General features: G+C 30.1%; 22 protein-coding genes. 9 read left to right on the top strand and 13 right to left on the bottom strand.

The window, feature by feature from the left end; genetic code table 11:
* Positions 1 to 8: 8 nt before the first annotated feature.
* Both M890_RS0111440 and M890_RS16485 read left to right on the top strand, forming a co-directional pair.
* A complete protein-coding gene (locus tag M890_RS0111440; RefSeq protein ID WP_028283669.1) occupies positions 9 to 1,214 on the top strand; it encodes an NAD(P)-dependent oxidoreductase in 1,206 nt (401 codons plus the stop codon).
* Positions 1,215 to 1,276: 62 nt separating this feature from the next.
* Positions 1,277 to 3,694: an FIDD domain-containing protein gene (locus M890_RS16485; protein WP_028283668.1), complete on the top strand. Its 2,418-nt coding sequence runs from the start codon at positions 1,277 to 1,279 to the stop codon at positions 3,692 to 3,694.
* A gap of 43 nt (positions 3,695 to 3,737) precedes the next feature.
* On the opposite strand, the gene M890_RS16090 is transcribed toward M890_RS16485, so the two are convergent.
* From M890_RS16090 to M890_RS0111400, 7 genes are read right to left on the bottom strand one after another with little or no spacing between them, the layout of a single operon-like run.
* Positions 3,738 to 4,409 carry a DUF1361 domain-containing protein gene (locus tag M890_RS16090; RefSeq protein WP_051437518.1) on the bottom strand — a complete coding sequence of 224 codons (672 nt, stop codon included), beginning with the start codon at positions 4,407 to 4,409 and terminating at the stop codon, positions 3,738 to 3,740.
* Complete coding sequence (locus M890_RS16085) at positions 4,396 to 4,779, bottom strand: ribosomal maturation YjgA family protein (RefSeq protein WP_036597504.1); 384 nt, start codon at positions 4,777 to 4,779, stop codon at positions 4,396 to 4,398. The genes M890_RS16090 and M890_RS16085 overlap by 14 nt, the downstream gene beginning before the upstream one ends.
* Positions 4,776 to 5,408, bottom strand: a complete 633-nt coding sequence (locus tag M890_RS0111420) for a SanA/YdcF family protein (RefSeq protein WP_028283667.1) — start codon at positions 5,406 to 5,408, stop codon at positions 4,776 to 4,778. Before M890_RS0111420 ends, M890_RS16085 begins: the two co-directional genes overlap by 4 nt.
* A gap of 1 nt (position 5,409) precedes the next feature.
* Entirely contained in the window at positions 5,410 to 5,883 is a 474-nt protein-coding gene (locus M890_RS0111415) for a Coq4 family protein (protein ID WP_028283666.1), read from the bottom strand.
* A 46-nt stretch (positions 5,884 to 5,929) separates the two neighbouring features.
* Entirely contained in the window at positions 5,930 to 6,223 is a 294-nt protein-coding gene (locus M890_RS0111410; RefSeq protein ID WP_028283665.1) for a winged helix-turn-helix domain-containing protein, read from the bottom strand.
* A 33-nt stretch (positions 6,224 to 6,256) separates the two neighbouring features.
* Positions 6,257 to 6,724 (bottom strand): hypothetical protein, encoded by a 468-nt coding sequence (locus M890_RS0111405; protein WP_028283664.1) that lies wholly within the window; start codon positions 6,722 to 6,724, stop codon positions 6,257 to 6,259.
* Complete coding sequence (locus M890_RS0111400; protein ID WP_028283663.1) at positions 6,721 to 7,329, bottom strand: hypothetical protein; 609 nt, start codon at positions 7,327 to 7,329, stop codon at positions 6,721 to 6,723. Before M890_RS0111400 ends, M890_RS0111405 begins: the two co-directional genes overlap by 4 nt.
* A gap of 144 nt (positions 7,330 to 7,473) precedes the next feature.
* Between M890_RS0111400 and M890_RS0111395 the strand changes: the two genes are divergently transcribed.
* Both M890_RS0111395 and M890_RS0111390 read left to right on the top strand, forming a co-directional pair.
* On the top strand, positions 7,474 to 7,848 hold the full coding sequence (locus M890_RS0111395) for a hypothetical protein (protein ID WP_028283662.1): 375 nt from the start codon (positions 7,474 to 7,476) through the stop codon (positions 7,846 to 7,848).
* A gap of 4 nt (positions 7,849 to 7,852) precedes the next feature.
* Entirely contained in the window at positions 7,853 to 8,200 is a 348-nt protein-coding gene (locus M890_RS0111390) for a DUF1801 domain-containing protein (protein WP_028283661.1), read from the top strand.
* Between the two features lies 1 nt (position 8,201).
* Here the strand turns inward: M890_RS0111390 and M890_RS0111385 are convergent, their stop codons facing one another.
* Genes M890_RS0111385 through M890_RS0111365 form a run of 5 tightly spaced genes read right to left on the bottom strand, consistent with a single transcriptional unit; the run spans position 8,202 to position 13,510 of the window.
* Entirely contained in the window at positions 8,202 to 9,065 is an 864-nt protein-coding gene (locus M890_RS0111385; protein WP_028283660.1) for a hypothetical protein, read from the bottom strand.
* 22 nt (positions 9,066 to 9,087) lie between these two features.
* Positions 9,088 to 9,906: a 3-deoxy-8-phosphooctulonate synthase gene (kdsA, locus tag M890_RS0111380; RefSeq protein WP_028283659.1), complete on the bottom strand. Its 819-nt coding sequence runs from the start codon at positions 9,904 to 9,906 to the stop codon at positions 9,088 to 9,090.
* Positions 9,907 to 9,936: 30 nt separating this feature from the next.
* Positions 9,937 to 11,130: a transporter gene (locus tag M890_RS0111375; RefSeq protein ID WP_028283658.1), complete on the bottom strand. Its 1,194-nt coding sequence runs from the start codon at positions 11,128 to 11,130 to the stop codon at positions 9,937 to 9,939.
* Positions 11,127 to 11,759, bottom strand: a complete 633-nt coding sequence (locus M890_RS0111370; RefSeq protein ID WP_051437517.1) for an ATP-binding cassette domain-containing protein — start codon at positions 11,757 to 11,759, stop codon at positions 11,127 to 11,129. Before M890_RS0111370 ends, M890_RS0111375 begins: the two co-directional genes overlap by 4 nt.
* Positions 11,760 to 11,764: 5 nt before the next feature.
* The gene (locus M890_RS0111365) at positions 11,765 to 13,510 is read right to left on the bottom strand and encodes a hypothetical protein (RefSeq protein WP_028283656.1); all 1,746 of its coding nucleotides are present in this window, start codon (positions 13,508 to 13,510) and stop codon (positions 11,765 to 11,767) included.
* Positions 13,511 to 13,749: 239 nt separating this feature from the next.
* Here M890_RS0111365 and typA point away from each other — a divergent pair, with 239 nt between their 5' ends.
* From typA to M890_RS0111345, 4 genes are all read left to right on the top strand, one after another.
* Positions 13,750 to 15,549, top strand: a complete 1,800-nt coding sequence (typA, locus tag M890_RS0111360) for a translational GTPase TypA (protein WP_028283655.1) — start codon at positions 13,750 to 13,752, stop codon at positions 15,547 to 15,549.
* A 385-nt stretch (positions 15,550 to 15,934) separates the two neighbouring features.
* Positions 15,935 to 16,810 carry a GNAT family N-acetyltransferase gene (locus M890_RS0111355; protein ID WP_157243285.1) on the top strand — a complete coding sequence of 292 codons (876 nt, stop codon included), beginning with the start codon at positions 15,935 to 15,937 and terminating at the stop codon, positions 16,808 to 16,810.
* Complete coding sequence (locus M890_RS0111350; RefSeq protein WP_028283653.1) at positions 16,807 to 17,910, top strand: DegT/DnrJ/EryC1/StrS family aminotransferase; 1,104 nt, start codon at positions 16,807 to 16,809, stop codon at positions 17,908 to 17,910. The genes M890_RS0111355 and M890_RS0111350 overlap by 4 nt, the downstream gene beginning before the upstream one ends.
* A complete protein-coding gene (locus M890_RS0111345) occupies positions 17,911 to 19,218 on the top strand; it encodes an O-antigen translocase (protein ID WP_028283652.1) in 1,308 nt (435 codons plus the stop codon).
* Here M890_RS0111345 and M890_RS0111340 read toward each other — a convergent pair whose 3' ends face one another.
* Positions 19,219 to 20,361, bottom strand: a complete 1,143-nt coding sequence (locus M890_RS0111340) for a glycosyltransferase (RefSeq protein ID WP_028283651.1) — start codon at positions 20,359 to 20,361, stop codon at positions 19,219 to 19,221. It lies immediately after the preceding gene.
* A gap of 37 nt (positions 20,362 to 20,398) precedes the next feature.
* On the opposite strand from M890_RS0111340, the gene M890_RS0111335 reads away from it, so the two are divergent.
* Positions 20,399 to 21,238 carry a glycosyltransferase family A protein gene (locus tag M890_RS0111335; RefSeq protein WP_028283650.1) on the top strand — a complete coding sequence of 280 codons (840 nt, stop codon included), beginning with the start codon at positions 20,399 to 20,401 and terminating at the stop codon, positions 21,236 to 21,238.
* The last annotated feature ends 1 nt before the right edge of the window (position 21,239 follow it).

Below are 21,239 nucleotides of genomic sequence, written 5' to 3'. Positions count from 1 at the left end.
TTAGAGATATGAAATTTGCAATTATAAAAGAACGTAAAAATCCACCAGATAGACGCGTCGTGTTTTCTCCTAATGACTTAAAGGAATTAAAAGCTACTTTTCCACAAGCAGAAGTAATGATTGAAGCTTCAGATATTCGTGTATTTAATAATGCAGAATATGAAAAGCATGGCTTTAAAGTGTATGATGACGTTTCGGATGCAGATGTTATGTTTGGAGTAAAGGAGGTGCCCATTGAGGCACTGATTCCCAATAAAAAATATTTTTTCTTCAGTCATACTATCAAAAAACAACCTTATAATAGAAAGCTTTTAAAAGCTATTTTAGATAAAAATATTGAAATGTATGATCATGAAACCATAGTAAGGCAAAATGGAGCTAGATTAATTGGTTTTGGTCGTTACGCAGGTTTAGTAGGTGCTTACAATGGGTTTAGAGCCTTAGGACTTCGAGATAATTTATTTACCTTACCTAAAGTAGAGCACTTAAAAGATTTAGACGAAGTAAAAAGCGAACTGGATAAAATTAAATTACCCAACATTAAAATAGTATTATCTGGTACTGGTAAAGTCGCAAAAGGCGCACAAGAGATATTAGATCATCTTAAAATTAAGCAAGTCAGTGATGCACTTTACTTAACCTCTAATTTTACTGAGCCTGTGTACTGCTTAATTGACGTTATGGAATACAGCAAACGTAAAGATGGTAAAGTGGGTAATAAAGGACAATTTTACAAAGACGCTTCAGGCTATGAAAGTAACTTTATGCCTTATGCTAAACAAACAGATTTTTTTATAGCTGGTCACTTTTATGGTGATGGAGCACCTTATTTTTTTACAAGAGAAGATGCTAAACATCCAGATTTTAAAATTAATTTAATCGCAGATATTTCTTGTGATATTGACGGTCCTGTAGCGTCAACCATACGTCCATCTACTATTGCAGACCCTTTTTACGGTTATAATCCTAAAACTGAAAAAGAGGTCGCTTTTGATGATAAAGATGCAATAACTGTTATGGCAGTAGATAATTTACCTTGCGAATTACCAAAAGATGCAAGTGAAGGTTTTGGAGAGATGTTTTTAAAACATGTTATTCCTGCATTTTTTAACAATGATGCAGACGGTATTTTAAAAAGAGCTAAAATTACCGAAAATGGTAAGTTAACTAAGCGATTTAGTTATTTGCAAAATTATGTGGACGGTAAAGAATAAGGTCAAGTAGGACTTTACTATCCTTATCTGTTATATTACTATAACCATTACAAACTTAAAAGATGAAAAAACTAAAGTTTATAGTACCATTATTAGTCGTGTTATTGATTTTTTCTTGCGAAAAAGACAATAATATTCCTTTAAACCAACAACAGGTTGATGGTCTTGCAGGAAATCCCTTTTTAGAAAATTTTGGAGATTCCATAGAGGCTAGATTTATGGGAAGCGTTATAAATGAAGAAGGTAACCCAATTGTTGGTGCAAGTATTACTATAGGTAATATGATGGCTATAACAGATGCAAATGGTGTTTTTTCTATTGAGTCAGCAACGGTTTATGAAAAGTTTGCTTACATAAAAGCATCTAAGAATGGTTTTATTGATGGTTCAAGATCTTTAGTACCAACAAGTGGTGTAAACCAAGTCGTTATTATGTTATTAGATGCAGATCCAAATGCTACAATCGGAGCAGGTCAACCTTTTAATATAGGCTTACCAAACGGAACTTCTGTCAATTTTACTGGTGATTTTCAAACTGCAAATGGTTTTGAATATTTAGGAAATGTTCAGGTTGTTTTAAAACATTTAAATCCTGATAATGAAGCTATGGCTTTGCAAATGCCTGGAGCTTTAATTGCCGAAAATATTAGTGGAGACCTACAAGCTTTAGAAACCTATGGTATGATTGCAGTTAAGTTAATTGGTGAAAATGGAGAAGAATTAAATATAGCCGAAGGAACAACTGCAGAGCTAAAGATTCCGGTACCAACCAATCCGACTAACCCTCCAGAGACTATTCTATTATGGTATTTTGACGAAACCTATGGATATTGGAAAGAGGAAGGTACTGCAACTTTACAAGGAGATAAATATGTTGGAGAGGTATCCCATTTTAGTTTCTGGAACTGTGACATAGCTTTTGATACCGTTCAATTATGTGTTACTGTAGTGGATGATAATAACAATCCATTACCTAACACCATAGTGCAATTACAACGCGACTCGGTATCTTGGACATCTGCATCCACTGGGTACACTAATGCAAATGGTGAAGTTTGTGGTATTATTCCAGCTAATGAAACATTAACATTAACCATTCCGGATTTTGGTTGTGTTGACAATGATTATTCAGAGAGTGTTGGACCTTTTGATTCAGACACAAATATTACTATAACAGTCTCAGATAGTAATGCGCAAACAACTAATTTAACAGGTGTGTTTAATGATTGCTCAGGTACTCCAGCTACAAATGGTTATGTGTATTTAAATTATAATGATTCAGTTGCTATCATTCCAATAACTGACGGAACCTTAGATTTATCTATTGATTATTGTTTGACAGATACTGATTATGCCATGCAATTTTTTGATTTAGATAATAATCAATCTACAACTATTGTAACTGGTAATTTTACAACTCCTGTAACAGACTTAGGTGCGCAAATGTCCTGTACAACGCTATTAGATGCTGATGCAGATGGTGTATTAGATTTTAACGAAGACTTAAATGCTAACGGAGATTATACTGATGATGATACAGACCAAGATGGAACACCTGATTATTTAGATGTTGATGATGATGGTGATGGTATTGATACCATTGATGAAGATTATGATAGTGATGGTGACCCAATGAATAACGATAGTGATGGCGACTCTATACCAGATTATTTAGATAATTTAGATGTCTTAATTTACGCAACAGAGGTTTCAGGAACAGGTTGTCTACCATCATTAATTTATGATTTTGATACTATTATCTCTACGGTTTATTTTGAATTAATTAATAATACATATACTTTTTACTTAACTGAAGCTGATGCATTAGCTGATGTTAATCCATTAGCTAGTCCATTTATTGATGATGGGAATACGCAAATAATTTACGTAAAAGCGGTAAATACCATAACAAACCAATTTGATATTGCAGAAGTATACTTGTATCTGGAATTTTTAGATACAGATGGAGATGGATTAACAGATTGTGAAGAGACATCAGGTATTGATAGTGACTTTTCTGACTGTAGTCCAAACGGAAATATTACAGATCCAAATGTAGCAGATAGTGATGGAGATGGTTTTGATGACTGTATAGAAGCTACTAATGGTACTAATCCAAATGATGCCACTAGTGTACCAACTAGTCCAAGTATAATTGTAAATGATCAAACGGTAACAGAAGGAGATATTGTGGAATACGCTTTTACTTTATCTAGTCCAGCAATCGATAATATTGTTGTTAATTTTGAAATTGTTTCTGCTGAAGTAGATTTTGACGATTATCAAATTGAAGGTATTTATGGTAATAACAATATTAATATTACTATTGAAGCAGGTAGCACAAGTGGTGTATTTGCAATTGTTATTACAGATGATACAGAAGTTGAAGGGTCTGAAAATTTTACTGTTGTAGGAACATTAATAAGTGGATCTGCAAGTGCGATAGGAGAAGCGACGATTTCAATTATAGATAATGATTAATATTAAAAGCATATTTAAATAATACAAACAAAAAAGCTTCCCATTAGGAAGCTTTTTTGTTTGTAAGGCTATTTGTTTTTATGGCGTAATAACAGACATATAAAAACAACCCAAAGACAATTGTAAATAACCATGCATTTTTATTTATGCTAGGACTTAGTATTATAAAGACAATTGTTTCTATTATAGTCCATGGTTTGTTTATTATTTCCCATGAATTAAATCTTAAAAAGCGACCTAAGTAAACGCCAAATCCAACTAATAAAAATAAAAACGGAAGACTAAAAGTAACCATACGTTTTTGGATGTAAGTCTTAAAAATTATTTCCATGGTCCAAACAGATTTAAAAAACAGAATTAAACCTGTTATAGCAAACAAGAGTATAATTAAAGTGTCTAGCCAAAGTAAATGTTGACTTGTATATTTTAGATGAAATAAATCCGTAATAATATAAGGTGCGTTAGGTAAAAAAAGCAACCAAATACAACTAAAAAGGACTATTGTAGTGGGACTTAATTTATTATTTATTGTAAGGTAACTACTAATTATATAAGGGATTCCAGCCAGGAATAAATTCCAGATTAAAAATAAGTAGTAGTTGCTGTCTGTTAATTTTATGCGTAAAACTAATAACAATACACTCAAGCTTGTAAGCATAAAAACAGATAGAATTGTTTGATTTTCTTTTTTGATAAAATGACTAATTATTTTCATTTTTAATATAAGTTATATCTATAAAATAGATGGTTATTATGCCTAATGTATATGCTAATAAATCTGCAATACTAAAATAGCTTCCAAGTAGGATAGAAGCGATTTTAATGTGTCTGATATTTAAAATATCTAGTAAGCCAATAAGTTGTGCAAACTCAATACTAAATGAGAGGCTTAAAGCCCATATAGCAGCAGTAATGGATTTAATATTCAAAACACTTAGCAATGCACAATAGACTAATATAGATGCTAAAAAATCACCTACAGTATATCTAACAAAACCGCTTTTTAAATAGTATGCAATTGCAATTTCGGTAATTAGTATGACTAGTGTTAGTGCTAAAAATTTTAGATTAAGTTTTACTGTCATTGTAAGTTTATTTTTGGACCTAAAAATTTTGGTTGTGTGTTAATTATAATGTCTAAAATTGCTTTTGTGCGTGCTAAATATTCTCTTATTTGGGTGCGTAAACCGTAACGACTAGTGACATCTTTAGCATTAAATGCAATAACATTTAAATCGTGGCATTGGGCTAAGTAAATAGCCCTTTGGTTATGAAATTGTTGCGAGATTATTGTAAATTGATCCAACCCAAAAATTTTTTTAGCACGTATAATAGAATCTAATGTTCTAAAACCTGCATAATCTAAAATTATTTTTTCCTCTGGCACACCAAGATTGATAAGGTCTTGTTTAAAAGCTGATGGCTCGTTGTAATTAACTGTGCTATTGTCTCCACTAATTAAAATTATTTCTATTTTTTTATTTTTATAAAGTGAAAAAGCAGCTTCTAAACGGTATTTGTAATATAGGTTTATAGTATTATTGTCAACAAATTTACTAGTGCCAAGGACTAATCCAACGCGGTTTTTAGGTATTTCAGTAAGCTTATCATAAAGCTTGTCTTTAGCTTTGTAATTAATATGAACGTTAGATAATATAATAGCTAATATTGCTAAGGTTATAGCTGTAATAATATGCTTGATGTTGGTTTTCATGTTAATAATTTAGATTAATAAATATTGAGCTTCTTAATTTACTAATGGATGTGTCGAGTAATCTTTTATAATCAAGATTATAAAAGGCGTTGGCGTTTTTACCTATACGATAGGATTTAATATAATACTTCCAGTATTCTGGTAATATTATGGAGCCTATGGTAATGACACTAAATAAGTATATGCTGCGTTTACCATTACCAAAACAAAGGAATTGTAAGGCAATTTCATCTTCTTCATTGGTGTTGTAACCAGTCATAACATGGTAGGCGTCATGACGTTCTGCTTTTGGTATTAATTCAAATCCATTTTTTTCTAAAAACGTGCCAAGGTGGTAACCAAAGGTCTCTTTGGGAAACTGTAAAAGATGTTTCTTTTTTATATACCAAGGTTCATTTTTTTTGAAGTATTTGGTGTAAAAATGCTGTGTGATTTTAAATAACCAAGCGATGAGTTGTTTGCGTTGTGTTTTCATATTTAAAAGTACTTTGTTTTTCAAAGTGAATAGTTAAAAAAATGGATTACTGTTTTTTGATTAATTTTTCAAGTGCATTAATGTGTTTTTTAAATTCGGCTTGACCTAACTTAGTAACACTATAACGTGTGTTAGGTTTTCGATCTATAAATTGTTTTTCTACAGTGATATACTCTGCTTTTTCTAATGCTTTAGTGTGGCTTGCTAAATTACCATCTGTCGCATCTAATAACGCTTTTAGGGTTTTAAAATCAGCATATTCGTTAACCATTAAAACAGACATGATACCTAGTCTAATCCTATGGTCAAATACTTTATTAATGTTGGTTATTATACTCATTTTATATTATGCGAAAATAGGAATCTTTGCTAATTAATCTGTTATTACAAACTTTTTAACTTTTGCTACAACATTGTTTTTAAAAGTGATTTGTAAACTATGAAATTGAACGCCAAAGCCTGCACTAGATATTCCTAAATCATAAATCCATTGATTATCATTAATGCTATTAGAAGGATTACCAAGAAGCGTAACAACTTCAGACTTGTTTTTTAGTTTTAAAATTTGATTATCAATTATGTCATTCCTCATTTTATATCTTGAAGCTGTTTCAGTACGCCATTTTTCTTTATTAAAAGTAGTTTCAGGTATGTACTCTATATAACTTATCAATAATAATATTAATCCATAATAGGCTAAAGGCGTAATAATTATACTTAGTATTAAAGCTGTTATTTTATTCTTTTTTATGTTTTGACTATATTTTTTTAAAACCCATGTAGTCGAGAAAAAAATTATTATTGCTATGACTATTAATATAACCGGAACTTCAATACTCATTTAACATCGTATTTAAAATGCATATATGTACCATAAATAATATGCATAAAGCCAAAACCTACAACCCAAATCCAGAAACCATATCCTGGATATAATGTAGCTAATAGACCTAAAATCACTTCGCAATATCCTAAATATTTAATGTTACCAATACTATATTTAGAGGCGTTAATTAATGCTAAACCGTAAAATATTAGCATCAATCCACCTGTTTGTCCATAACGACCTTGACTAAGTATAATTAATATATATAATCCACCAACGACTAACGGAATTAGAAAATTAAATATTAATCGTCTTGATGAGGTATCCCAAATTTTTTCGCCATTTTTTTTTGCTTTTTTGGTCGTAAGATATATACCAGTAACGATACTTAAAAAAGCAACCATAAATAGTATAAATACAATAGTTTTAAAAACCCATCCATCCAAAAGCAAAGTTCCGTAACTATAAGTGGTGACAAAATAATAAGTGACTGCTGCACCTATAAGTGCATATATACCAGCTAAAATGCCTGTTAAACCACTAAGTGAAATAAATCTTGAAGACTTATTCATTAAGTTTTTAATCTCGCTGATATCTTTTAAATAATCTTCGTTGCTCATAATTAAAGTACTTTGAATTACAAAGTAAGTGCAATTAATTAGAATATAAAGTTAAAGGTTTCTTAATTTTCAATTTAACATTTAACGCGTGCATCATTTATTTTTCATAAATTTATAATCTAACCAATTTAAACAAAATAAATCATGGCATTAACAGGATTACTATTAGACATTGCAAACATTTCAGGAGGCTTATTATTAGGATTAGCAACCTTAGACAAATGGGATGGCGAAGCTAATTTTTTTAATAAAATAGCAGGTGTTTTGGCGCCTTTTCAAACTGTAATTGGTGGAGCACTAGTTGTATTACCAATTTTAATTATACTTGGAGGAGGGTTTGGTATTTTTAGTATTGTAAGTATTATTGGAGGCTTGTTATTGCTAACTCATGTATTTGGTAAAGTACCTGCTTTAGAGGAGACCTTAAGAAAAATATCAGATAAGTTAATGCCTTTTAAAGCAATTATAGGTGTGGCATTATTAGCTATTGGAGTACTTAGCTTATTACATATATTGTAGCAAATTGCATCCAGCAGAAGATTATATTATAAAACAACCAGAGCCTTACCGTTCCATGTTGTTGCATTTACAGGTTATTATTGAACATTCAATAACTAACTTTGAATTAAAATATAAATGGAGCATTCCGTTTTATTATGTAAACGGAATGCCTTTTTGTTATTTAAACGCAAGTCATAAAAAACAATTTGTTGATTTGGTTTTTGTTAAAGGCAATCAATTAACTGTTTTTAAGGAACATCATGTTAATGAAAACAGGAAAAAAATGATTTCATTAAGATACAAGTCCTTGGATACTATAGATGATACCGTAATTAAAGCTGTATTGCAAGAAGCTTTATCGTTGCAATAGACTAAAGTCTAAAGCGTCCACCAATAGAAAATACACGTTGTAAGAACCAAAAATGTTGTGACGCACTCTCATTAGCATTACTTGTTGTTCTAATGTCTGGCATGTTTATATAACCACCTCTTAAATCGGTTTGAATAAAAAAGTATTTAAAAAAGGTAAAGTTTAACCCTACACTAGCAGAAACTCCGTAACCAGATAAATGAAACTCATCATAAGTATCTTTACCTAAAAGTGTCGTATTGGTTTTTGGATATAATACACCTGCTCCTAGACCTTCTGTAATATTTAATTGAAATTTATCTGTATTATTTATTTTAAAGATAGAAGAGATGTCATCAAATCTATTGACTTCTAAATACACATAGTTTAATCCATTGGTGTGCTCAAATTTTAGAAAATCTTCTGATACCACATACTCACTTCCATCAAATTCTTGGTTAAATATGCTACCTTCTTCATCTACAGGAAGGTTAACATAACCGGTTACATTTTGGCTTCGGTTTCTGTTCATTACATACTTCATATGATCTACACCAAGTGATATATTATATTTGTCAGAAATAAAATAACCAGCTTTAAAATTGGTTTGTGGTATAGTCATCCTGGTTGGATTAATATAATCTATATGCCATCCTTTAGGTTTGTCTTCAGCAGTAGCATTTTCAATAGTAAAGTCATAACCATTACCTTGAAACCTGATGTCAGATTCAGAAAACGTTTCTCGGTTTCCACCCCAACTAATATAAAATTTTCCTTTATTGTTGGCAGTGTATTTTTGTAAGTCAGTATTATCCTGAGCAAATGTCAGTGTTGACAATAGGGTAAGACTTGCTAAGGCTATTGACCTTAGTAATATTTGTTTCATTTGTAATTATGTTTAAGGGATATTATAAGCTATTTATAGTTTTTCTAATAGCAGTTAAGTTAGTTAATAAAGCTTCTAGATTATCTAAGTGAAGCATGTTAGCACCATCACTTTTAGCATTTGCAGGATCAAAATGAGTTTCAATAAATAAACCATCTACATTATTTACAATTCCAGCACGTGCAATAGTTTCAATCATATCAGGTCTTCCACCTGTTACACCAGCACTTTGATTTGGTTGTTGTAAAGAGTGTGTTACATCTAAAACAGTTGGCGCATATTGGCGCATTGTTGGTATACCTCTAAAATCTACAATCATATCTTGGTAACCAAACATAGTTCCACGATCTGTAATCCAAGCTTTGTCGCTTCCAGCATCTTTTACTTTTTGTACAGCATGCTTCATTGCTTCAGGACTCATAAATTGTCCTTTTTTAAGGTTGACAACCTTACCTGTTTTTGCAGCAGCAACAACAAGATCTGTTTGACGTACCAAAAATGCAGGAATTTGTAAAACATCTACATATTGTGCAGCTTTTGCAGCATCGCTAACCTCATGAATATCTGTAACGGTTGGTACATCAAATTTTTCAGAGACCTTAGCTAAAATTTCTAATGCTTTTTCATCTCCAATACCTGTAAAACTGTCAATCCTACTTCTATTAGCTTTTTTAAAACTACCTTTAAAAACGTAAGGTATTTCAAGTTTGTTAGTAATGGTAACAACTTTTTCGGCTATTCTGTAAGCCATTTCTTCGCCTTCAATAGCACAAGGACCACAAAGTAAAAAAAAGTTATTGCTAGCTGTATGTTTAATTTTAGGGATATCTTGAAGTGTCATAATTGTAATAATTTATCCTGCAAAGATAAGTTAATTTTCAGAAGATAATAGACTTGTATTAGGTCTTAACATTTGTTTGATTTTACTATTTGTATGATTGCGGTAATACATGGCTAAGCTAATAAAAATCAATACACTTAAAATAACCGTATAAATTATAGACGTTAGGTTAGATTCTATTTGTAAAACGCTTAAATATGGCATAAAAATAAATTTACAAATAATATTAAGGCTTAGAGCTACGATAATAGAAACTGCTAAAACCTTAAAGGCAATAGCATGATATACTTTTGCTATTTGTCCTTTAGAATATCCTAAAAAATGAAGTTGTGTTATGGTTTGCTTATTTTTTAAAATAAGTAAATTAATGTTGGTAATAACAAGATATATAGACAGGATGGTAATTAATAAGCCAATACCTAAAACAATGCTTAATATTAATTTTAAGACATAGCTAAGTTTTGAATTTTGAACATCGTTGGATAGGTAATTGTATTTTTTTGAAGCTAAAAATTCTAATAATTTAGGATCAGATGGATTAATAACATCAAGTATAATGCGTGAAACTTTATTATCCTTTAAAGGACTTAATTTTTTGTTGGTATAATTTAAAAAGGATTCTGGAACTAAAATAGAGTTTATTTTTTCTGAAGCATCTAAAATATAAGCACGATAATTTTCAGTTTTATGTGTTCCAGACAAGGTTAAATCTATTGGTACTTGTCTAATTATATTCTCATTAACTTGTGGTAATCCAGAGCTAGTTGCATATCCAAAATTATATAAATTAATATAGTTTTTAGGAATAATAATTGGTACCTCTTTATCTCCTGGTTGCCATTTCCAATCTTTATTGGTAATGTCTATAAACTCATCAGACACAGCTTCTAGAAACATTTCGGTGGATATTCCTGCGTGATTAGGAAACGTTACACTTGCTAAAACACGATAGGTTCCGTGAGTAAAACCACCTGTTTTATTAATAAAAGGTTGAGCGTTTAACGCTGTAATTTCATCAGATGTAAAAGCATTATCACGTCCTAAGTCCTTATATATTATTAAATTTTGATTGCCTAATAAATCGTTTTTAGAATTAAATAAGGATTGCGTATCAATAAATAATTGCACCACAATTAGTAAAATACCTAGGCCTAAACTAGAGCTTAATGTAAAAAATAATAGTTGTGATTTGTGGACCTGTTTTTTTAAAAGTTGACCTATCATAATAATATTGTTTTTGTGTAGTCAATATTATAAGTATCTCCTAAACTAGCAATTATTAAGGTTGCTTGGTTTGTGGTAACTTCTTTATTAATAAGTGCTATAGCGTTAGTAATTTGAGCTTCATCAATATGGCTAAAGGGTTCGTCAAGTAACAACAATTTAAAAGGTTGGCATAATGCTCTTATTATAGCAATACGTTGTTGTTGTCCGTAAGATAAGGTTTCTGCCTTTTTATTAGCTAATTGATTCACGTCTAATTGTGACATCATGTCTAAAATTTCGGCTTCCGTTTTATGATTTGTAAGTATGTTTTTTAACTGAATATTTTCCAAAGCTGTCAATTCTGGAAACAGTTTTAAACCCTGAAAAACGATTGCGATTTTTTGTGTCCTAATGGTTGTCCATTCAGATTCAGAAAACGAAGTAATAGAGGTGTCGTTAAATAAAATTGAGCCTGAAAACCTATTGTTTAAACCATAAATAAAATTAAATAACGAGCTTTTTCCGCTTCCTGATACAGCTTTAACCAAGTATTTAGAATTAGGTTGAAATTCAAAATTTTTACTCCAGACTTCTGACGAAGCTGGAGTAAAATAGTCTGGTATTATGGATTGTATAGTAACTTGCACTTAATCTAGTTTATTTCTGTAGATTCTATTACAGTTTCTTCTATTTCATCTTCTTCATCATAATCATCATCTTCTAAAGTGCTCATCATTTTTGCAACTTCGTCACCATATAATATGGATTGTATTAATGAGTTTTTGTTTCCTTTAGTGTAAGTAAAAGATTCGCCTCCATCTGTATCTATAAAATAATGATTTTCGCCATAATATTTGTTGTAAAGCTCGCTGCTCTTTTTGGTAATGACATCCATGGATTTATTGTTGCCATATCTATTGTAACTACTATAAGGATTATAGATGTTGTTTATAGATTGTGTAAAGTCATTTCCTAGCTCGGCAATATTTCCTTTTGTGTAAAGGTAAACGCTGTGCGATAATTTATCTTTATGTTTAAAGTCGCTTAAATTGTTGGCAAGTTTTCCGTTACTACTTATTTCATCAGCTTTACTTTGGTCGTTTGTAAAAAAGATGTAATCCTCTGTAATAACCATAAAAGTACTACCGTCTATTTTAAAATAATTGGAGTTTAAGGTTTCTATTTGTGCACCTTTCTTTTTTACAATATTAAAAAATTGGTCAAATTTATTTTTATCTTTTAGGGCTACTGTACTATACATGTTAGGTGTTTTTTTATCTACTACTTCATAGGTTTCTTCGTCAGTAAAATAATTATAATCATAAATAGTGTCTTTTACTGTTTTACCTTCTGTCATGGCAAACATTAATGATCCATCAAATATTTTAGAAAATGATTTAGCATCCATACCAAGTTCTTTTTCAGTTTCTTGATTTGATTTTTTTATGTTTTTTCTCAACTCTTCTCTAACCTGTAATGGTAATGTTTTGTTGTCTTGTAAACTTAAAATATGGTCGTAAAAGTCTTCCGTGTCAATAGATAGTTTTGCAAACAATAAAGGATTGTCAGGTAATGCTTTTAGCATAGATTTTGAATATGAGGTAGACATCCACTTTTTGTAACCAATTATAGATTTAAAATCATCATTTAGTTTTAAATTGGTTTTAGTGTATATATGGTCTTGCTCAAAGCTACCATAATAAGATAAGTTGTTGTTTTCTAGATTAACATCCAAACCTGCAAAAGTATTTAGTAATCCATCAAATGCATCTCCTAATGGAGTAGAGGTTATGTGTAAACCCATGTCTTGTTTAGTGTCAAAAAAGGCATCAAAATAGTTGGTTGCTAAAATACAATCTTCCCTATTTAATGTAGTAAGGTCTTTTAATTCTGCAGCAGCATAATTATTTGCTCCTATAATTAATGCAGTTTTACCATTCCATCCAATTGCAATTTCTTTGTTTGCGTAAATAGTAAATCCTTGATCTTTACCAACATTAGTTTCTTTTTCTAGATTAGGTATTTCATCAATCATTGGTTTTATAAAGGCTTCAAACGATGTTGCGTCTTTAATAGGAATTATTAATCCACCAACACCAGATAATCTTTTAAACGTACCAAAGCCTAGAAGATATTCTTTTCTAAACGTCTTATCTAAATTATCTTTAGATAGTAACTCTTGCACAAAACGTTTAACCTCTTTAGGTGCTTTGTCCTCGATAAGCGAATTTATACTTAATTGATTAAAATCTAAATCTTTACTTTTTTCTGAAAGGGATTTTAAATTAACATACATTATACCAATAGCGTCTTTTGGTACAAAGTATGATTCTTCAATTTTTTTACTGCAACTAGCAAATAATAAAACGATAATTAATAAAGGTGCAAGATGTTTCATGGTTTGGTATTAGTGATTTTATATGTGGTTAATTGATATGATTACAAAACTAAGAATATATTATTTTGCAATAAATATAAAGCTTTTAAATGCAATTGTTTTTTAATATAATCCTAACTATCTGTGTCTGTTAAGCTAAAAATGTTACAAATTTTATTAATGAATTTGTCAAATATAAATTAAAACGTTTTTTTATATAAAAAATGAGTACCTTTGCACGCTTAAAATAAGGCACAATTATGGCTAATATTAAAAACATTGCAATTATTGCACACGTTGACCACGGAAAAACGACGTTGGTTGATAAAATCATGTACCATTGTCAACTGTTTCGTGAAAACGAAAATACAGGAGACTTAATTTTAGATAATAACGATTTAGAACGTGAACGTGGAATTACGATTACATCTAAAAACGTATCTGTTATTTATAAGGATACTAAAATTAACATCATTGATACACCAGGTCACGCCGATTTTGGAGGAGAAGTAGAGCGTGTATTAAACATGGCAGATGGTGTTGTGTTATTAGTTGATGCTTTTGAAGGACCAATGCCTCAAACGCGTTTTGTATTACAAAAAGCAATTGACTTAGGGTTAAAGCCTTGTGTGGTTGTAAACAAAGTTGATAAAGAAAACTGTACTCCTGATGAAGTACACGAAAAAGTTTTTGACTTAATGTTCGAGTTAGGAGCAGAAGAGTGGCAATTGGATTTTCCAACGGTTTACGGTTCGGCTAAAAATAACTGGATGAGTGATGATTGGAGAAAAGAAACAACTAACGTTGAGCCTTTATTAGACATGGTTGTTGAGCATGTGCCTACACCTAAGTTTGACGAAGGAACAACTCAGTTATTAATTACATCTTTAGATTTTTCTTCATTTACAGGTCGTATTGCGATTGGTAGATTACAAAGAGGTAGCTTAGTTGAAGGTCAACAAATCTCTTTAGTAAAAAGAGACGGTTCTATAACTAAAAGTAGAATAAAAGAACTTTTTGTTTTTGAAGGTTTAGGTCGTAAACGTGTTGATAGCGTACAAGTAGGAGATATTTGTGCTGTTGTTGGTATTGAAGGATTTGAAATTGGAGATACTATTGCAGATATTGAAAATCCAGAAGGTTTAAAATCAATTGCAATTGATGAGCCTACAATGAGTATGTTATTTACTATTAACGATTCGCCATTTTTTGGTAAAGACGGTAAATACGTAACTTCTAGACACATTAAAGATCGTTTAGAAAAAGAATTAGAAAAAAACTTAGCACTAAGATTAGGTGAAACTGGTAGTGCAGATAAATTTATGGTTTTTGGACGTGGTGTATTACACTTATCAGTTTTAATTGAAACTATGCGTCGTGAAGGTTATGAATTACAAATTGGACAACCACAAGTTATCATTAGAGAAATTGATGGTGTTAAATGTGAACCAGTTGAAGAATTAACAATTGATCTTCCTGAAAGTGTATCAGGTAAAGCGGTAGAGTTTGTTACTTTACGTAAAGGTGAACTGTTAAGTATGGAAACAAAAGGAGATCGTATGATTTGCGAATTCTTAATTCCTTCTCGTGGTATCATTGGTTTACGTAACCAATTATTAACAGCAACTGCTGGTGAGGCTATTATGGCACACCGTTTTAAAGAATATCAACCATTAAGAGGTGCTATTCCTGGACGTATTTCAGGATCTTTAATCTCTATGGAAAATGGTAAAGCAATTCCTTATTCTATCGATAAATTACAAGATAGAGGTAAGTTTTTTGTTGAGCCAGGTGAAGATATTTATGAAGGTCAAGTTATTGGAGAAAACTCGCGTCAAGATGATATGTCTGTAAACATTACTAAAGCTAAAAAGCAAAGTAATGTACGTAGTTCTGGAGCAGATGATAAAGCTAAAATTGTACCAGCTATTAAATTTAGTTTAGAAGAAGCTTTAGAATATATCCAAAAAGACGAGTATGTAGAGGTTACACCAAACCATATTCGTTTACGTAAAATCTGGTTAACAGAAAACGATCGTAAGAGAAATAAGATTGCTTAATATTAGATGAGTTGTTAAAACAACTGTCTACAGTATATAATATGTTGTTAAAAGAGGTTTCTAATTTAGAAACCTCTTTTTTTTGTGTATTACCAAACCAATTTATAATTTATAAATGGAATTAAAATTAGCTAATCATGGCAATTTGCTTCATATTTAAGTTTGTGTTAACGGACAATTATATTGCGTTGACACTTAAATATATTCAGTAACAAGCTATAACTTATTTTTATATTAAATTCTTCAATAAAAATTAGTACTTTCATTGCTTAAATAAAAATGCGCTATTTTTTCTTTAATCAAATATTCCGCTAAACACAAAGAACTTTGGAACAGTTTTATTACTGCCTCCAATAATGCAACATTTTTGTTAAATCGAAATTTTATGGAATACCATAAAAAACGATTTGATGATTATTCATTACTTATTTTTAAAGGTGAAAAGCTAATTGCGGTTTTACCAGCAAATAAGGTTGGTGATACACTACACTCTCATCAAGGATTAACCTATGGTGGATTAGTAACGCATAAGACTTTAAAATTTAATGACGTCTTAGAGGTCTTTAAATTGCTTTTGCGGTTTTTGGAAGATCAAGATATATTGTATTTAAATATTAAGAGTCTTCCTTCAATTTATGCCTCAGGACCAAACAGTCAGTTAGCGTATTTAATGTTTTTGTTAAAAGCTAATGTTGTTAGACGTGATGCGTTATCAGTAATTGATTATAATTTTATGCCAATATCAATTTCTAGCAATAGAAAAAGAGGGTTAAAAAAAGGACAAACCCATAATTTAGTAGTAAAGGAGGAGCGTAGTTTAGATACTTTTTGGAATGATATTTTAATACCTAACCTAAAGGCACAACATAATGTCAAGCCTGTGCATACGTTAGAAGAGATAACATTGCTGCAATCCCATTTTCCTGATAATATACGACAGTTTAATGTATATAAAGGCAATACTATTGTAGCAGGAGCGACGGTTTTTGAAACTAAGAATGTAGCACATGCACAGTATATTTCAGCAAATAGTGATAAACAAGAATTAGGGAGTTTAGATGTGTTGTTTAACCATTTAATACATACTGTTTTTATAAACAAACGTTATTTTGATTTTGGTACATCAAATGTAAATAATGGTTTAAATATTAATAAAGGACTATTGTATTGGAAAGAAAGTTTTGGAGCTAGAATGATTGTGCAAGACTTTTATAGCGTTAGTACAAAAAATCACGAATTATTAAATTCAGTGTTTATATGATTAAGTTTTTAGACCTACCAAAAATAAACGCAAGGTTTGATACCCAATTTAAAAACCAATTTGATTCGTTTTTAAATACAGGACAATACATATTAGGAGATGGTGTTAATACCTTTGAAGCTAACTTTGCAGCCTTTTGTGGCACTAAACATTGTATTGGTGTTAGCAACGGTTTTGACGCCTTAGTATTAATTTTTAAAGGCTATATGGAACTTGGTATTTTAAGTAAGGGAGACCAAGTCATTGTGCCTGCTAATACATTTATAGCTTCTATATTAGCTTTGTTAGAAGTTGGGTTAGAACCAGTCATGGTAGATCCTAATCCTAGTACTTTTAATATTGAAGCTTCGGATATAAAAAAACAGCTGACTAATAAAACAAAAGCAATTTTGGTCGTTCATTTATATGGTCAACTTTGTAATATGGAAGCCATAAATGATTTAGCAAAGCAAAAACAATTATTAGTTATTGAGGATGCAGCTCAAGCGCATGGAGCTTTAAATAAAAGTTTAAATTCAAAAGCAGGAAATTTAGGCGATGCTGCAGCATTTAGTTTTTATCCAAGTAAAAATTTAGGCGCTTTAGGAGATGCTGGTGCAATTACCACAAATAATAGCAACTTAGCGGACGTAATTTTTAAATTAAGAAATTATGGTACTAGCACTAAATATGAAAATGAAGTCTTAGGTGTTAATAACAGGATGGACGAAATACAAGCGTTGTTTCTAAACATTAAGCTTAGCGCTTTAGAAAACGATAATAGCCATAGACAATCAATAGCTAAACAATATATATCCAAAATCAACAATAATAAAATAAAACTACCATTTTATGATGGTTCTAAAAACCATGTATTTCATTTATTTGTGGTTTTGGTTAACAATAGACAACATTTTTTAGAGTATTTAAAAGTAAATAATATTGAAGCAGCAGTACATTATCCTATTCCACCGCATAAACAAGTTGCGCTTCAACGATTTAACCATTTAAAATTTCCAATAACAGAAAAAATTCACGAAACTTGTGTAAGCTTACCTATTAGTCCAATAATGACTAGTTTAGAGGTAGATACAGTGATTGAAAAATTGAATAATTACTAATTGAAAAAAGTTCTAGACTACATAAATAATAATGTCTTAGTTAAGGTTGCTTCCCTTAATTCTGTATCTGTAATTGTAAAAATTATAGCAGGATTTTTAACATCCAAATTTATAGCATTATTTGTAGGCTCAGAAGGTATGGCATTAGTTGGTAACCTACGTAATTTTGTAGGTTCAGTGCAATCTTTATCTATTTTAGGACTTTATAAGGGTGTTGTAAAGTACATCGCTCAGTTTAAAGATGATGCTTTTCAATTAAGTAAAACAATCTCTACTGTTTTTTACATGGGATTTTGTTCAACACTATTAATGTCCATTCTAGTTTATTTTAAAGCAGAATACATTAATGATTTAATTTTTAAAGACTACAACAATTACGCGTACGTTATTAGGATATTTTCTATGGCACTTCCGTTTTACGCGTTAAATATGTTTGCTTTTTCCATAATGAATGGCTTTGCAAAATATAAATACTTGATTGTATTTAATATTTTTGGTCAAATTTTAGGTGCAGTTATTACCATTTTATTGATTTGGCAAGAAAAAATTGATGGAGCATTAATAGCAGTAGTCATTGCAGAGTCCATTATTTTTTTAATAACGCTTGTTGGTATTGCAAACCGAAAAAACTTTATACCATTAATTAAAGCAAGTAATTTTAGTTTAAACTTTGCTAAAAAACTTGGCTCATACTCAGGAATGGCATTGTTTTCTGCTATTATTTTACCCTTAGTTGCCATATTAATTAGAAGTTATATTATTGATAATATAGGTTTAGAACAAGCTGGTTTTTGGGAAGCAATGAATCGGATTTCTAAATACTACTTACTATTTGTAAGTACATTATTAACCATGTATATTTTACCTAGATTCTCTGAAATAGACAATATCAAAGATTTTAGAAAAGAGGTATTTAGTTTTTATAAAACAATAATTCCAATATTTGCGTTAGGTTTAATCGTAGTCTATTTTTTAAGAGGTTTTATTGTTAGTTTAGTTTTTACTGAAGAATTTAGACCAGTAGAGGATTTGTTTTTATGGCAATTATTAGGCGATTTTATCAAAGTACTTTCAATTGTTATAGCTTATCAGTTTTTGGCAAAACGTATGTTTTGGCATTATATAATAACCGAAGCTTTTTCTGTTACAACATTATATTTTACTAGTAAGTATTTTATAGACGAGTTTGGTTTAGTTGGAGCTAATATGGCACATTTTGCAACTTATGTAATGTATTACGCTATTATCTTACTAATATTTTATTCGTCATTATTTGGTGTAATTCCGGATAAATTAGAAGAGGAGTAATTAGGCTTTATTCCAAGTATCTAAATAACGTTGTGCTATTGTAATATAATCATGATGCTGCTTTACAAAAGTGCTAGCCTGACGTCCAATTAGTTTTAATTGATTAGGATTATTAATTAACCATTCAAGCTTTTCAACTATATAGTCAACAGATGGTAAGGCGTTAATAGCAACACTGTTTTCTTTTAAGTTGTAATATTCTAACCATTCTTTTTCTGCTCCTGTAAAAACAACCTTGCCTTTATACATGGCCTCTAAAGCATTATAACCTTGGTCATAGGAGTATACTTGATCTAAAATGATATGTGCTTGATCATAACTTTGTATGTATTTATTATAAGGTAAGTCAGTAGTGCTAGAAATGCTAACTTTTTCAGGGTATTTATTAGCAATAAATTCTAAAGCTTCAGAAAAATAATTTGCACCTTTCTTTAAACTTGATGTCGAGTTTATACCATGGAATATATTAATTTTGTCATCAGTCTTTAAGGATTTAAATTCTAATACATCTGTGTTAACTGGATTAGGAATTAGGCCTAAATATTTAGAATGATTTTTATACGCTCTGTGATAATCCATGTCAGAGCAGATTACACCTTTAATGTTTTTGTTTAAAAAACTATGTAAGTTTTTATAGGCTTTTGTTGTATATTTTAATGAATAATTAAATGTATTTTTTAAAGCTTTATTTTTTAAATAGGGTGTCAAAACGGAGTAGCCATTAGCCGGATTTAAAAAATAGTTTATGGTAACACAATCTTCTCCACAAGCCAATAAGTAAATAGTTTTATTTTGTTTAAAAAGCTGTGTATATAACTTTATAGACTGTTTAGGTGTGACACCAAGAGCATCCTCATTAATTAATTGTACAACATCAAAATTTTTAAATCGTGGTAATAATTTTTTAAACTGATGGTAGTATTCATTTTGAATTAAATTAACACCAAAAAGTCTAATTAATCCAAAATTTAAGAGTCTTAATAAGCTATTATTTTTAACTTTTGAAGTCAACAGATAATCAGATTCAAATTGTTTTAAGCCATCACCAGAACTCACTAAAGTCACCTGATGTCCTAAAGCAATTAAACCTTCTTTTAAAGAATTATGTAGTCTGCTATATTCGCCAATTAATAATATCTTCATTTATATTTTATACATTTGTTTTCAAAGATAGAAGTTAATGGGCAATGCCAAAAAGAAAGATGTAAAATTAGAGTTGTTAATATCAACAATGTTTCAGACATCTTTGGATTTTCTATCAAATATGTTTCCAAATAGTTCTTCTCAAAATTATAATATCCTGATAATTAATCAAACAGATCAATCTCATTTATTGAAGTCAACTGTTGATAATATTAGAGTGATAAATAGTTTTGAAAAAGGTTTGGCTAAAAGCCGAAACATGGCAATAAACAACACGATTGGTCAGTTATGTTTAATCGTGGATGATGATGTTAAATTTAAACCTGATTTTGATAAAATTATTTTAGAAGCATATAATAAAAATCCTAATGCAGCTATTATAACTTTTAAAATGGAAGATTTTGATGGTAATTTATTTAAAAATTATCCTCTAGTTAAGTTTCATAATCTAGAGTCTATTAAAGAGGTTAACTCAGTTGTGATTACGTTTAATACAAAATTAATAAAGCAAAACAGACTGCTTTTTAATGTCAATTTTGGATTAGGGTCAACTTTTGAAACCGCAGACGAATATATTTTTATGAGAGAGGCTTTAAAATTAAAAATGCAAACTATATTTGAGCCTAAAGTAATACTGTCGCATCCATTTTTTAGTTCAGGTAAAGATTCTGGAAATGACAAATTAGTGTATGCTAGAAGTGCTTTATATTACAAGTATTCTGGTGTATTAGGATATTTGAAATTATGCAAATATTTATATATTGTGCATAAACAAGGAGCAATAAAAACAAATCAAATTATTAAAAAATTTAAAGTAGGTTTAAAAGGGATTGATACTTATAAAAATCTAGTTAAATTAGGAATTGAAAAGGCTTAAA

This window comes from Olleya marilimosa CAM030 (assembly GCF_000518485.1).
Taxonomy (GTDB): domain Bacteria; phylum Bacteroidota; class Bacteroidia; order Flavobacteriales; family Flavobacteriaceae; genus Olleya; species Olleya marilimosa.
The sequence above is the reverse complement of the archived record's forward strand: the minus strand, read 5'-3'. Positions and strand labels throughout refer to the sequence as shown.